The following is a 13,409-nucleotide window of genomic DNA, read 5'->3' on the forward strand; positions in this document are numbered from 1 at the left end:
CTTTTAGAAGGCGTAAAACTTTTGGGTCTTGCCGTCCGTCGTCGTGATGGTGAATCCGCTGACGTAAAAGCACTCCTGCGCGCCGGGCAGCTTGAACTTGTCGCCCTTCTTCATGGCCTTTCCGTAGACCTTCGAAGAGGTCGGCGCGGCGCATTCGCCGCCGTCGATGGCCACGGCCTTAACCGCGACCTTGTCCTTCTTGACCTTGCATTCGACCTCGCCGTCGAACTTTTTATTGCAGTCGAAGGCCTCCTCCGCGTGAGCAAAGGCTGGCGACAAAATCAGCGCTAAGAGAGGCAGGAACTTTTTCATTATTTACTCCATCATCGCTGAGCAGGCGCAGGTGCGTCAGGCAGCGCCTGCGCGAAGCTGTCGCCCCGGGTGACCCAGCCAGCAGGTCGGGAGATTTCCCAATCACAGAAGCATAAAACCTATGTGACAGTGTTCTCGGCTTCGCGTTCGCAAAGCCATCACGCTTCTTTTCGGGTCGCGGAGCCGGCGCCGGGCGGATACGCTGCGCTTGGAGCGAATCGCGGATGGACGATAGGCCTGCCTATTATGAATTCTTCGCCGGCGGCGGCATGGCTCGCGCCGGTCTCGGCGACGGCTGGCGCTGCCTTTTCGCCAATGACTTCGATCGCAAGAAAGCCGAAAGCTACCGCGCCAATTGGGGCGGGGAGGCGCTGCACGTCGGCGACGTGCGCGAGTTATCCACAGCGCAATTGCCAGGCCGCGCCGATCTCGTCTGGGCGTCCTTCCCCTGTCAGGACCTGTCGCTCGCCGGCGCCGGCGCCGGATTGAAGGGCGAAAGATCCGGGACGTTTTGGCCGTTCTGGGATTTGATGAAGGCGCTCCGCGAGGAGGGCCGTGCGCCGTCGGTCATCGTGCTCGAAAACGTCTGCGGCGCGCTCACTTCGCATGGCGGCAAGGATTTTACTAAAATCTGCGAGGCGCTGGCGAAGGAGCGTTACAGGTTCGGCGCGCTGGTCATCGATGCCGCGCTGTTCGTTCCGCAATCGCGCCCGCGGCTGTTCATCATCGCCGCGCGCGAGGATGTGTCGGCTTCTTCTGCGTTAACGAGGAAGAGCGCAGACGCGCCGTTTCACACCCGCGCACTTGTCGCGGCGCATGAGCGTCTGCCGAAGCGGCTACGCGACAACTGGCTCTGGTGGAATTTGCCGGCGCCGCCGCTGCGCAACACAACTCTTTGCGATGTGATCGAAGACGCTCCGACAGATGTGGCGTGGCATAGCGTAAGCGAGACAAATGCGCTCATCGCCATGATGAGCGACGTTAATCTCGCAAAGATCGCCGATGTGAAGCGCGCCGGGCGCAAGATGGTGGGCACGCTTTATCGCCGTACCCGCTATCAGAATGGCGTCAAGATTCAGCGCGCCGAGGCGCGTTTTGACGAGATCGCCGGTTGTCTGCGCACGCCGGCCGGCGGCTCGAGCCGGCAATATGTGCTGGTGTTCAATAAGGGCAAGGTGCGTTCGCGGCTGATGTCGGCGCGTGAGACCGCGCGGCTGATGGGACTGCCGGAAGATTATCTGCTCCCCGCGACCTATAGCGACGCCTATCATTTGACTGGTGACGGCGTCGTCGTTCCGGTCGTGCGCCACATTGCAGCGAGCCTGTTGGAGCCGTTGCTGAATACATGTGCCGTGCAGGAGGCGGCTTGAGCCCCCTCCCTAACCCTCCCCCGCTTCGCGGGAGAGGGAATCGTCGCGATCAGCGCTGCCGGGCTAGCCGAAACCTTTATGACGGGCGGTCTCTGCTCCCTCTCCCGCAAGCGAAGCGCAGCGGGGGAGGGCTGGGGAGGGGGTCTTACGCGTGAGCGTGAAAGAAACGCGCGAACGTCGCTCCGCCATCATGCGTGCGGTGAAGGGGCGCGACACCGCTCCCGAAATCGCCGTGCGGACGATGTTGAGGCGTTTCGCGCCGGGTTATCGGCTGCATCGCAAGGACGTTCCCGGCAATCCCGACATCGCTTTCATCGGCCGCAAGCGCGCGATCTTCGTCCATGGCTGCTTCTGGCACGGGCATGATTGCCCGCGCGGCGCGCGCAGCCCCAAGGCCAACGCCGACTATTGGCGCGCCAAGATCGCCAGGAACATCGCGCGCGACGCGGCGCATCAGGCGGCGCTCGCGGCGATGGGCTGGCGCGCGCTCACGGTCTGGGAATGCGAGCTGAAGGATAAAGCCGGCGTGGAAAAGAAGCTGCGCGAATTTCTGGGGTAGGGGGCGCATACCTCCCCCTTGCGGGGAGGTCGCGCCGCAAAGCGGCGCGGGTGGGGGGCTTTTCACCCCACCCGGTTCGCTACGCGAACCACCCTCCCCGTCGAGGGGAGGGATACGCCCCCTCAATCCTTGGCGCGCTCGACATAGGCGCCGTCTTCGGTCTGGATGACGACGCGCGTGCCGGGCTGAATATGCGGCGGGACCATCACGCGCGCGCCATTGGCGAGCTTCGCCGGCTTATAGGACGAGGATGCGGTCTGGCCCTTCATCGCCGGCTCTGTCTCGATGATCTCCAGCGTCACGCGCGGCGGCAACTGAATGCCAACGGCCACGCCGTTGAACATCGACAGGATGCAGACCATGCCCTCCTGCAGCCACTGCGCCTGATCGCCGATCACATCGGTGGGCACGATGATCTGCTCGTAGCTCGCCTGATTCATGAAGTGATAGCCGTCGCCGTCATTGTAGAGATAGCTGAAATCCTGATCCTCGACGAAGGCGCGCTCGACCTGTTCGGTCGTCTTGTAGCGGTCCGAAGTTTTGACGCCGTCCGAGAGTCGGCGCATGTCGATCTGCGTCGTCGGGGTGCCCTTGCCGGGGAAAAAACTTTCGGCGGTCAGGACGACGTAAAGCTGCCCGTCATCTCTCTCGATGATATTGCCTTTGCGAATCGAACTGGCGATGACTTTCACGTCCGTATCCCTTATTGCCGGCCTAGTTTATGAACGGCGGTCAGACCATATTTCGGGCGCGCCGGCAATCCGGGCCCCGCCTCGCGGGAGACCTTATGACGCGCGCGTCGCCTTGGTGGGCTCGGGATGTTTATGCCGACCGCAAGCCCTTTCTCAAGGGCAGGGCGGCGATCGCCGCCGCCGTCCGACGCTTCTTCGCCGCGGAAGGCTTCGCCGAGGTCGAAACGGCGGCGCTTCAGCTATCCGGCGGCAATGAAACGCATCTTTCGGCCTTCGCGACCGAGTTGATCGGCTCGGCCGGCGAGCGGAGCCGACTTTTTCTCCATACCTCGCCGGAGTTTTCCTGCAAGAAGCTGCTCGCGGCAGGCGAGGAGCGGATTTTCACCCTTGCGCATGTCTTCCGCAATCGCGAGCGCTCCGCCCTGCACCATCCGGAATTCACCATGCTGGAGTGGTACCGCGCGGAGGCGCCGACGCTGCGGCTGATGGAGGATTGCGCCGGATTGCTGGCGAGCGCGGCGCGGGCGGCCGGCGCGACGGATTTCGCCTGGATGGAACGCGTTTGCGATCCCTTCGAGGAACCGCAAATCATCAGCGTCTGCGAGGCCTTTGCGACCCACGCGAGCATTGATTTGGAATCGCTGCTCGACGACCGCGACGGACTGGCGCGCGCCGCCGCGCGGGACGGCATACGGGTGGTCGACGACGACGGCTGGTCGGATCTCTTTAGCAAGATCATGTCCGAAAAAATCGAGCCCATGCTCGGTCGCGAGCGGCCGACGATTCTGACGGATTATCCGGTGAGCGAGGCGGCGCTCGCCCGCGCCAACGCCGACGATCCGCGCTTCGCCGATCGCTTCGAACTCTATGTCTGCGGGGTCGAGCTCGCTAATGGCTTTGCCGAACTGACCGACGCGGCGGAGCAACGCCGGCGCTTCGAGGCGCAGATGCAGGAGAAGCGCCGCATCTACGGCGAGACCTATCCGATCGACGAGGATTTTCTCGCCGCTCTGGCCGAGATGCCGCCGGCCTGCGGCGTTGCGCTGGGCTTTGACCGGCTGGTGATGCTCGCGACGGGAGCTGCGCACATCGAGCAGGTGCTGTGGACGCCAGTGGCCGAGCGCGGCACGGCGCTCTAGTTCATTCAAATAAACGACGCGATGCCGGCACGTAAGTCCTACGCTGGCAATGACGTCCATATTTGGCGCCATTTGGCGGCGAACGCGAGCGATACGCGCTCGCGCGCCGCGCATGATTTGATGGAGGGCGCGATGGGCCTTAAATTATTGCTGAAATCTGTTGTGGCCCTCGCCATGACGATCGCGACAGCCGCCATGGCGCAGCAGAGCGAAGCGCCCGCAGCGCCGGCCACGCCCGTCTCCACCTTCGACGACAAGCTCGTGAAAATTGGCGAGCAGGCGCCAGGTTTCGGCGGGATGTATTTCGACGAGAAGGGCGCGCTGCAGGTCTATATGAAAAACGCCCCCGAACTACGCAGCGCGGATGCGATGAAAGCCGCGCGGTCGCAGGTCACGTCGGCCATCGCCAGCGTGCTCGGCGCGGAGTTCCTGACGCAAAACGCCGCCGCCAAAGGCCGCGCTCAAGAACCGAACATCATCAAAGGCGACTACGACGTCGTCGAGCTCGCCAAATGGAAGAAAAGCTTCAGCCCGGCGCTCGACGGCCAGGAGATCGTCTTCGTCGATCTCGACGAACGCCGCAATCGCGTGACCATCGGCGTCGTCGGCGATCCGTCGCGCCAAAGATTCGAAGCTCTGGCGAAATCGCTCGGCGTTCCGTTCGAAGCGCTGATCATCGAAGAAACGCAGCCGATCCGTTTTCACGCCTCGTTGCGCGATAAACGTCGGCCGGTGCCCGCCGGCGTTCAGATCGAAATCGACACCGGCGTTTTCGCCTTCAAGCTCTGCACGCTCGGATTCAATGTCGTGCGCAATGGCCGCGACGGCTTTATCACCAATTCTCACTGCACCAAGAATCGCGGCGTCAGCAACGACGACGATTTCCATCAGCCGAACGATCCGCTGCTTTCCGGCAATAAGATCGGCGACGAGGACAGAGACCCGCCATACTTCACCGGCGGCGTGTGCCCATCGGGGAAGAAATGCCGCTTCAGCGACAGCGCCTACGCCGATTATCGCATCGACCGCGGGCGTTTCGAAATCGCGCGAACGACGAACAATACCGGCTCGCTGACGATCAACGGCTCTCCGAGCACATTTCTGATCGTCAGCGAGACGCCGGACTCCGTGGTGGGCATGAGGCTCAACAAAATCGGCCGCACGACCGGCTGGGCCTTCGGCGACGTGCGCGCGACCTGCATCGACGTTAATGTCGCGGACACCGACGTCAGGCTGCTGTGCCAGAGCCGCGTCGGGCGGGTCAGCGGGACGAACAAGCTGACGGACAATGGCGACAGCGGCTCCCCCGTCTTCTCCATCCTGCCGACCGGCAGTCAGGCGAGCCTGCACGGCATTTTGTGGGGCGGACCGGACGACGGGAGCTCCTTCGTCTTCAGCCCGATGAGCATGATCGAGCAGGAGCTCGGAGATCTCACCACCTTCACCGCGCCACGGCCTCCGCCGCCCCCGCCGCCGGAGCCGACGCCGCGGGAGCAGTGCCTGCGGGAATGCAACGCCGAGCGGGACGCCTGTCTCGCCGATGGCGGCCTGGGGTCGCAATGCATCCCCGCCTGGCGGCGCTGCCGGGAGCAGTGCCCGGCGCGCTGAGCCGCGGTTCGGGCGGGGTCTGGCCTTGGGAGGACCGCCCAGGCCGGCTCCGCTTCCAAATTCCCCCGCCTTGAGGTATGAGACGCTGCATCGCAACAACAGCCAGCGTCTCCAGTTCCCGGCCGCTCTCGAGCGGCCGCAGAGGCGGCTGTTTTACCTGGCCGGCCTTTGAACATGCAGCTGCGCAACATCGCCATCATCGCCCACGTCGACCATGGCAAGACCACGCTCGTCGACCGCCTGCTCCAGCAGTCGGGCGCCTTTCGCGAAAACCAGCGCGTCGCCGAACGCGTGATGGATTCGAACGATCTCGAAAAAGAGCGCGGCATCACCATTATGGCGAAGGCCACCTCCATCACCTGGAAGGATGTGCGCATCAACATCGTCGACACGCCCGGCCACGCCGATTTCGGCGGCGAGGTTGAGCGCATCCTGTCGATGGTCGACGGCGCCATCGTGCTCGTCGACGCCGCCGAAGGCCCGATGCCGCAGACGAAATTCGTCGTCGGCAAGGCGCTCAAGATCGGCCTGAAGCCGATCGTCTGCGTCAACAAGGTCGACAAGCCCGACGCCCGCGTCTCGGAAGTCGTCAATGAGGTGTTCGATCTCTTCGCCGCGCTCGACGCCACCGACGAGCAGCTCGACTTTCCGATCATCTACGGCTCCGCCAAGCAAGGCTGGATGGCCGAGGAGCCGACCGGCCCGCAGGACGGCATGGCGCCGCTCTTCGATCTCGTCGTCAAGCATGTGCCGGCGCCCACCGTCGAGGACGGCGGCTTCCGCATGCTCGGCACGCTGCTCGAAGCGAACCCCTATCTTGGCCGCATCATCACCGGCCGCGTCTTCGCCGGCAGCGTGAAGCCCAATCAGGCGGTGAAGGTGCTCGACCGCACCGGCAAGATCGTCGAACAGGGCCGCGTGTCGAAAATTCTCGCCTTCCGCGGCATTGAGCGCCAGCCGATCGACGAGGCGGAAGCCGGCGACATCGTCGCCATCGCCGGCCTCGAAAAATTCAACGTCGCCGACACGCTCTGCGCGCTGGAAGTCAACGAGCCGCTGCAGGCGCAGCCGATCGATCCGCCGACGCTCTCCATGACCTTCCTCGTCAATGACAGCCCGCTCGCGGGCACGGAAGGCGACAAGGTCACGAGCCGCATGATCCGCGCGCGCCTCTTCAAGGAAGCCGAAGGCAATGTCGCGCTGCGCGTCGAGGACGCGCCGGCGGGCGACGCCTATATCGTCTCGGGCCGCGGCGAATTGCAGCTCGGCATTCTGATCGAGACCATGCGCCGCGAGGGCTTCGAACTCGGCGTCTCGCGCCCCAAGGTCGTCTTCAAGAAGGACGAGAGCGGCGACATTCTGGAGCCGATCGAAGAAGTCGTCATCGACGTCGACGAGGAGCATTCTGGCGTCGTCGTGCAGAAGATGAATGAGCGCAAGGCCGAGATGATCGAGATGCGTCCGTCGGGCGGCAATCGCCTGCGGCTCGTCTTCCATGCGCCGACGCGCGGCCTCATCGGCTATCAGGGCGAACTTCTCACCGACACGCGCGGCACGGCGATCATGAACCGCCTGTTCCATGAATATGCGCCCTATAAGGGCGAGATTCAGGGACGCCGCAACGGCGTGCTGATCAGCAATGATTCCGGCGAGGCCGTCGCTTACGCGATGTGGAAGCTGGAAGATCGCGGCCCGATGATGATCGAGCCGGGCTGGAAGGTCTATAAGGGCATGATCGTCGGCGAACATACGCGCGACAATGATCTCGAGATCAATGTGCTGAAGGGCAAGCAGCTCACCAACATCCGCACGCAGTCGAAGGACGAGGCGGTGCGCCTGACGCCGCCGATCCAGATGACGCTGGAAAAGGCGCTGGCCTATATCGAGGACGACGAGCGCGTGGAAGTGACGCCGAAATCGATCCGCCTGCGCAAGGTGTTTCTCGACCCCAACGACCGCAAGAAGGCGAAGGGCAAGGCCGCGCTGGTGGAGTGAGGGCGCGCGCCAATCGCCGAAGCCCCTCACCTTACCTCTCCCCGCAAGCGGGGAGAGGGGATAGCGGCGCAGCGCCTTCTGCACGTCGCGCGCGCATGATTTTTTCGCGAATCGCCTGACGCCTCTTCTCCCCGCTTGCGGGGAGAAGTGCGATGAGGGGCGAGGGGATTGGCGCGCCGCCTACTGCAACCCCACTGCATCGACCACTCCGCTTGGGCAGCCGGGGTCGGTCGCCGGCGCGGCAGCCATAAGATCGGCGAGTTTGCTGTCGGGTTTGACGTCGCCCACCAATCCGATGGTCATCTCGACAATGAGATTGCGGCCGCCGTCTCTCTTGCAGGCGACGCGCACGCGATCCGCGGCGCCGTCGCCGAAGGTCTCGTTGAACGCCGCCTTGAGTTGGTCGCGCGTGATCTCCTCGCCGATATGCGCCGCGAAAAGCCCCTGAACCTTGGAGCTATTCAGCTGAGACACCAGCGCGAGCATCCGTGAAAAATAGGCTTCCGCCACGCTTCCCGGAAAGCACGTGCCATGTTTGATCCACTCGTGCCTTTCGAGCAGCGACATCGTTCCCGGCATGACTTCCGACAGGGCGTGCCTTGTCGCGTCGGAGAGTTCGGGCTCGGGCAGGCCGTTCCACCGGTTGTCCTTATCGGCGGCGACGATGTGGCGATCGACGTTGCAATATTGTTTTTTGGGCCAGAGCCCATGCAGCGTGAAATGCGTCGCGTCGAACCGGTCGGGTCTTTGCGTTTCGCATTCCGTCTTGTCGGGCTTGCCTTCGCAAAAGGCCGGCTGCCAGCTCACGGCGAGGATGTAATCCGGCTTTTGCGCGGGACCGCCGTCAGGCTCTTGCCCGCCCGAGGCTTGTTCGCCGCCGCTCCCCGGCTGGCCGCCGCCCTCCGCGAGCGTCGCCTCGCCGCATCCGACAGCGACCCACCGGCGCCCCGGCTGAGCGTCGGGGACATCGATGAGATAATGCGTCGCGTTCGGCTTGTTCTTGGCGAAAATGGAATAATGCCCATTCGGCTCGACGCTGATGTTGCCGGGATTGGCGCCGGTTCGGATCGATTGAAGCGCGGGACAGGACTGACGGGCTAGAAAAGTTCCCGATGCAGGCGTATCCGCCGTCGCGCCTGAGGCGACGAGCGATAAGGACGAGCAAAACAGCATTCGAACAGCGCGTGCGCGCATGACGCCAACTCCAAAAAACATCAGCAACGCGCGGAAGGGTAATCCGGGCGGGGAAAGCGAGCAAGCATCGGCCCGCTTCGATTTCGGTGAACGCGTCGTTTGGGAACTCAGCCCGTCATGGCCGGGCTTGTCCCTGCCATCCACGTCGAGAGGCGGCGCGGCGCTGCGAAATTTGCGGAGCGGCGCCGCGTGGATGCCCGGCGCAAGGCCGGGCATGACGTGCACAGATGCGCGTCGCTTATTGCGCCGGTAAGTTCGCCAAGTAGCAGCGCCAGGTTTTTGGCGCCGGCTTTCAAACGCCCGCGAGCGCCTCTCTCAATCCCGCCAAATCCTCCGGCAGTTCGCTTTCAAACATCATCTCCTCTTTCGTCACCGGATGCTCGAACCCCAGCGTCGCGGCGTGCAGCGCCTGGCGGTCCAAACGCTCGACGATTTCGCGCGCGGCGGGCGTCAGTTTCGCGACCTTGGTTTTAAATCCCGCGCCATAAGTTTTGTCGCCGATCAGCGGATGGCCGATATGGGCCATATGCACGCGGATCTGATGCGTTCGGCCGGTCTCCAGCTGGCAGCGCATGAGCGCGGCGACGCCGTAATCCTCGACCTTCTCCCAATGCGTGATCGCCTCGCGGCCGCGCGCTTCCGACACCACCGCCATTTTCTCGCGCTGCGTCGAATGGCGGCCGAGCGGCGCGTCGACCGTTCCATGCGCGCGGTCGGGAACGCCCCAGACGAAGGCGAAATATTCGCGCGTCAGCGACAGTTTGCGGCCGTGATCGGCGAAGAGGCGCGAGAGGCCATGATGCGCGGCGTCGGTCTTGGCGACGACCAACAGGCCGCTCGTATTCTTGTCGATGCGATGCACGATGCCGGGCTTCCTCACCCCGCCGACGCCGGAAAGGCTGTCGCCGCAATGCGCGATCAGCGCATTGACCAGCGTGCCGCTCTCATGCGCGCTCGCCGGATGCACGACGAGGCCGGCCGGCTTGTCGATGACGAGGAGATGTTCGTCCTCATAGACAATGGCGAGCGCGATATCTTCGCCCTGCGGCTCGGCCGGAGTCGCCGGCGGCACGTCGAGCGTGACGTGATCTCCGGCGCCGAGCTTCTTGGCCGGATCGCGCGCCGTCTCGCCGGCAAGGGTCGCGCGATTGTCCTCGATCAGCCCTTTGATGCGGCTGCGCGACAGATGCGCGGCGACGATCTCCGGCTGTTCGGCGAGAAAGCGGTCGAGCCGGGCGCCGGCGTGCTGCGGCGCAACGAGAAATTCGAAGCGCTCGGCGGATGCGTCAATTTGAGGCAGAGCCTTGACTGTCATTTCAGCTTTTTTTCCGCGCGCCGACGCGCACATGATATGAGAGCCACCGAAACGCGGGCGTGGCGCGAGCGGAGGCGTGAACCTTCGCCATTATGCGCATCGAAAAACGCCGCCCAAGGGAGGCTCTTCCATTAGCGACGCCGAGGCTCCGTTCTGCGCCGTCATCGGCGCGGGCCCCGCCGGCCTTTTCGCCGCCGATGCGCTCGCGCGCGCCGGCGCGCGCGTCGTTATCTATGAGCACAAAGCGAGCCCCGCGCGCAAATTCCTGATGGCGGGGCGGGGCGGGCTCAACATCACCCATAGCGAAGGCCTGGAGCGCTTCATCTCCCGCTATGGCGCGGCGGCCGCGAGAATCGCGCCGTTCATCCGCGCCTGGCCGCCGCAGGCGCTGCGCGATTTCTGCGCCGAGCTTGGCGAGACGACCTTCGTCGGCTCCAGCGGCCGGGTTTTTCCGGCAAGCTTCAAGGCCTCGCCGCTGCTGCGCGCCTGGCTCGCGCGGCTGTCGCGGCTCGGCGTCACGATCGTGACCCGCCATGACTTCGCGGGTTTCGCCGAATCGGGGGCGCTGCGCCTGATCGGCCCGGATGGCGAATTCACCCGCAAGGTCGACGCCCTGGTGCTGGCGCTCGGCGGCGCCTCCTGGCCGCGGCTCGGCTCCGACGGCGCCTGGGCGGCGCGGCTTGGCGCGCAGGGCGTGCGCATTACGCCGCTCGCCGCCGCCAACAGCGGCGCGCTGATCGAGTGGAGCGCGATCTTTCGCGACGATTTCGAAGGCCAGCCGATCAAGACGGCGTTGCTGCGCCATGGCGCATCTACGGCGCGCGGCGATGTCGTCGTCACGCGGGGCGGGCTGGAAGGCGGGCCGGTTTACGCGCTCTCCTCGCAGCTGCGCGACGTCACGCAAAAACACGGCCCGACGACGCTGTCGATTGATCTGCGGCCCGACACCAGTCTCGAATGCCTGACCCGCAAGCTGTCGCGTCGTCCACAGAAACAGTCGCATGCGAATTTTCTGCGCAAGGCCGGGTTCTCGAAAGTCGAGATCGGGCTCCTGCGCGAGGGGCGCGGGGAGGGCCTGCCGCGCGATGCGGAAACGCTCGCCGGCCTCATCAAGAATGCGCCGCTCACCGTCACAGGCGTCGGCGGTCTTGAGCGCGCCATCTCGACCGCCGGCGGCGTCTCCTTCGACGAACTCGACGACCATCTGATGCTCAAGAAGCTGCCGGGCGTTTTCGTCGCGGGCGAGATGCTCGACTATGACGCGCCGACCGGCGGCTATCTGCTGCAGGCGGCCTTCGCCACCGGACTGGCGGCAGGCCGCGGGGCCGCCCGCTATCTCGGCCTTTCTCTCGATCAGCAGAACACGTCGCCCGAGCCCGATCAGACGGGCTTGTCGCCCCGCCAGTCGCCAAATGGGCGCGATCCGGAAGCGTCGAACAAATACAGCCTGTAGACTTCCGCTGCGCCGCCCTCCATGCCGGGCGATCCGGCCGGCATGCCCGGCGCGGCGAGGCCGACGGCTTTCGGCCGCTCCTTCAAGAGCCGCGCGACCGCCTGCGGGGGAACATGGCCCTCGACGATGTAGCCGTCGATCTCGGCCGTGTGGCAGGAGGACAGCGGCTCAGGCACGCCGAGGCGCTTCTTCACCGATGGCATATCGACTTCGACGATCTCCTCGACGATGAAGCCGGCCTCGCGCATGCGCGCGCTCCACGCGCCGCAGCAGCCGCATGTCGGGCTCTTATGCATCACGACCTTCGTCGCGCCTTCGGCGCGCGCCCATCCGGGGATAAGCGCCGCGACGGCGGCAAGCCGCAGCGTCTCGCGTCGGGTGAAGAGGTTATTCGCCATGAGCGTCGGTCCTTGTCTCGCGCGCTCCATGCGCGTCCATTCGGAAGGCGGGCGCATCGTCGGAACGGCATTCGCGCGAAGTCGCTTGCGGTAGTATGTCGGTGTCGCCGACAAAAGCGGCAAGACGTCGCTCGAACGGACCCAGCGCTTACCATCGGAAGGGGTGCATGAGCCAATCCGCCGCCAGCCCGCAAAACGCCGACGACCTGCTCAGCGAATTCTCGCTTCTTGGCGGCCCCCTTCAGAGGCTGGGAAGGCGGCTCGGCCTCGTCCGTCCGGGGCCGAATACGCTCCCCTTGGGGATCGCCCTCGGGCTGGTCCCCTGGATCGTCCTCGTCGCCTTGGCGGCGCTTGAAGGCGATCGCGGAAAGTTCTTTACGCTCTCCGTCATCGGCGGGCACATTCGGTTGCTGGCGGTCATTCCGCTGCTGTTCTTTTGCGAAACCACGTTTGATCGGCAAGCGAGGGAGTTTCTTTCGACCCTTCTTCGTTCCGGCGTAGCGTCGAGAGCGGCTCTTCCCGCCTTGCAGGCTGAAGTTCGAAGCCTCGCCCGCTGGAGCAATTCCTGGATTCCGGATGCGACCTCGCTCGCGGCGACAGTGCTGATGTTTCTTTTCGCGGCGCAGCTTCATCTGTCTGGAAAGACCGCGTCGCCCGAATCGGGCCGAGCCTTGGCCCTCATGCCGCTTGCCGGCTTGTGGTACTGGATGGTTTGCCTGCCGCTCTTTCGCTTTCTGGCGTTTCGTTGGGTTTTGCGGCTCGCGCTCTGGTGGCGATTCCTGTGGCGCCTGGCTCGAATGGAGCTTCACTTGACGCCGACGCATCCCGACGGCGCCGGGGGTCTCGGATATCTCGAAGTCGTCCAGACTCATCTGGCGCCTCTGGCCTTCGCCATCTCACTGCTCGTCGCCGCCGGTTTCGCCGAGGAAATGTCGACGGGCGCCTCGTTTGACCCGATCTATCTGGCGACGGCCATCATTGTGATCATCGACGTCGTGCTGTTTCTCGGTCCTCCCTGTTTCTTCGCCTTCAAGCTGGTGGAATGCAGAGAACGGGGACTGCGCGACTACACGGTGCTTGCGGCGCGATACGTCGAGGATTTCGAGCGCAAATGGTTTGGCGAAGCGTCTCCTGACCGAGAGCCTTTGCTGGGGACGCCGGACCTGCAATCGCTTGCCGATCTCGGCAATAGCGTCGGCGTTGTGCGAAATATGCGCCTGGCGCCTGTCAGCATTCGCCTGCTGGCGATCATTCTCGCCGCGGCGCTGCTGCCGATGCCGCCACTCTTCTTGTTCAAATATCCTGTCGCCGAGATGGCTCAAAAGCTCTTCATGAAACTGACGGGACTCTGACGAACATTAAGGCGTTCCGTTG

Annotated in this window: 12 protein-coding genes; 7 read left to right on the top strand and 5 right to left on the bottom strand. The window is 64.4% G+C overall.

All coding sequences use genetic code 11. The features are described 5' to 3' along the window. Positions 1–3 precede the first annotated feature (3 nt). Positions 4–312 carry a hypothetical protein gene (locus EHO51_RS00605; protein ID WP_109025772.1) on the bottom strand — a complete coding sequence of 103 codons (309 nt, stop codon included), beginning with the start codon at positions 310–312 and terminating at the stop codon, positions 4–6. 224 nt (positions 313–536) lie between these two features. Between EHO51_RS00605 and EHO51_RS00610 the strand changes: the two genes are divergently transcribed. Both EHO51_RS00610 and EHO51_RS00615 read left to right on the top strand, forming a co-directional pair. Then, positions 537–1,682 carry a DNA cytosine methyltransferase gene (locus EHO51_RS00610; RefSeq protein ID WP_124737255.1) on the top strand — a complete coding sequence of 382 codons (1,146 nt, stop codon included), beginning with the start codon at positions 537–539 and terminating at the stop codon, positions 1,680–1,682. A 151-nt stretch (positions 1,683–1,833) separates the two neighbouring features. Beyond that, a complete protein-coding gene (locus EHO51_RS00615; RefSeq protein WP_124737256.1) occupies positions 1,834–2,241 on the top strand; it encodes a very short patch repair endonuclease in 408 nt (135 codons plus the stop codon). A 122-nt stretch (positions 2,242–2,363) separates the two neighbouring features. Here EHO51_RS00615 and efp read toward each other — a convergent pair whose 3' ends face one another. Continuing rightward, on the bottom strand, positions 2,364–2,933 hold the full coding sequence (gene efp / locus EHO51_RS00620) for an elongation factor P (RefSeq protein WP_029651659.1): 570 nt from the start codon (positions 2,931–2,933) through the stop codon (positions 2,364–2,366). A gap of 95 nt (positions 2,934–3,028) precedes the next feature. Here efp and epmA point away from each other — a divergent pair, with 95 nt between their 5' ends. The 3 genes from epmA (at position 3,029) to typA (ending at position 7,675) form a co-directional block, all read left to right on the top strand. Then, positions 3,029–4,072: an EF-P lysine aminoacylase EpmA gene (gene epmA / locus EHO51_RS00625; protein WP_124737257.1), complete on the top strand. Its 1,044-nt coding sequence runs from the start codon at positions 3,029–3,031 to the stop codon at positions 4,070–4,072. 21 nt (positions 4,073–4,093) lie between these two features. Beyond that, positions 4,094–5,680 (top strand): hypothetical protein, encoded by a 1,587-nt coding sequence (locus tag EHO51_RS00630; protein WP_124737258.1) that lies wholly within the window; start codon positions 4,094–4,096, stop codon positions 5,678–5,680. Positions 5,681–5,854: 174 nt separating this feature from the next. Beyond that, positions 5,855–7,675 carry a translational GTPase TypA gene (typA, locus tag EHO51_RS00635; protein WP_124737259.1) on the top strand — a complete coding sequence of 607 codons (1,821 nt, stop codon included), beginning with the start codon at positions 5,855–5,857 and terminating at the stop codon, positions 7,673–7,675. A gap of 180 nt (positions 7,676–7,855) precedes the next feature. Here typA and EHO51_RS00640 read toward each other — a convergent pair whose 3' ends face one another. Together EHO51_RS00640 and EHO51_RS00645 are read right to left on the bottom strand one after the other, a co-directional pair. After that, a complete protein-coding gene (locus EHO51_RS00640) occupies positions 7,856–8,869 on the bottom strand; it encodes a ribonuclease T2 family protein (protein ID WP_124737260.1) in 1,014 nt (337 codons plus the stop codon). A 292-nt stretch (positions 8,870–9,161) separates the two neighbouring features. Then, entirely contained in the window at positions 9,162–10,184 is a 1,023-nt protein-coding gene (locus EHO51_RS00645; protein WP_124737261.1) for an RluA family pseudouridine synthase, read from the bottom strand. A gap of 76 nt (positions 10,185–10,260) precedes the next feature. Here EHO51_RS00645 and EHO51_RS00650 point away from each other — a divergent pair, with 76 nt between their 5' ends. Then, the gene (locus tag EHO51_RS00650; protein WP_245434685.1) at positions 10,261–11,637 is read left to right on the top strand and encodes a TIGR03862 family flavoprotein; all 1,377 of its coding nucleotides are present in this window, start codon (positions 10,261–10,263) and stop codon (positions 11,635–11,637) included. Here the strand turns inward: EHO51_RS00650 and EHO51_RS00655 are convergent. Next, a complete protein-coding gene (locus EHO51_RS00655; RefSeq protein ID WP_245434686.1) occupies positions 11,565–12,035 on the bottom strand; it encodes a DUF411 domain-containing protein in 471 nt (156 codons plus the stop codon). The genes EHO51_RS00650 and EHO51_RS00655 overlap by 73 nt on opposite strands. A gap of 167 nt (positions 12,036–12,202) precedes the next feature. On the opposite strand from EHO51_RS00655, the gene EHO51_RS00660 reads away from it, so the two are divergent. Then, positions 12,203–13,387, top strand: a complete 1,185-nt coding sequence (locus tag EHO51_RS00660) for a hypothetical protein (RefSeq protein ID WP_124737263.1) — start codon at positions 12,203–12,205, stop codon at positions 13,385–13,387. The last annotated feature ends 22 nt before the right edge of the window (positions 13,388–13,409 follow it).

The organism is Methylocystis rosea, assembly GCF_003855495.1.
Classification (GTDB): Bacteria; Pseudomonadota; Alphaproteobacteria; order Rhizobiales; family Beijerinckiaceae; genus Methylocystis; species Methylocystis rosea_A.

Bases quoted from the DNA above. Each gene is read 5' to 3' on its own strand.
- EHO51_RS00605 (WP_109025772.1), bottom strand. From the start codon at position 312: ATGAAAAAGTTCCTGCCTCTCTTAGCGCTGATTTTGTCGCCAGCCTTT.
- EHO51_RS00610 (WP_124737255.1), top strand. From the start codon at position 537: ATGGACGATAGGCCTGCCTATTATGAATTCTTCGCCGGCGGCGGCATG.
- epmA (WP_124737257.1), top strand. From the start codon at position 3,029: ATGACGCGCGCGTCGCCTTGGTGGGCTCGGGATGTTTATGCCGACCGC.
- EHO51_RS00630 (WP_124737258.1), top strand. From the start codon at position 4,094: ATGCCGGCACGTAAGTCCTACGCTGGCAATGACGTCCATATTTGGCGC.
- typA (WP_124737259.1), top strand. From the start codon at position 5,855: ATGCAGCTGCGCAACATCGCCATCATCGCCCACGTCGACCATGGCAAG.
- EHO51_RS00640 (WP_124737260.1), bottom strand. From the start codon at position 8,869: ATGCGCGCACGCGCTGTTCGAATGCTGTTTTGCTCGTCCTTATCGCTC.
- EHO51_RS00645 (WP_124737261.1), bottom strand. From the start codon at position 10,184: ATGACAGTCAAGGCTCTGCCTCAAATTGACGCATCCGCCGAGCGCTTC.
- EHO51_RS00655 (WP_245434686.1), bottom strand. From the start codon at position 12,035: ATGGCGAATAACCTCTTCACCCGACGCGAGACGCTGCGGCTTGCCGCC.
- EHO51_RS00660 (WP_124737263.1), top strand. From the start codon at position 12,203: ATGAGCCAATCCGCCGCCAGCCCGCAAAACGCCGACGACCTGCTCAGC.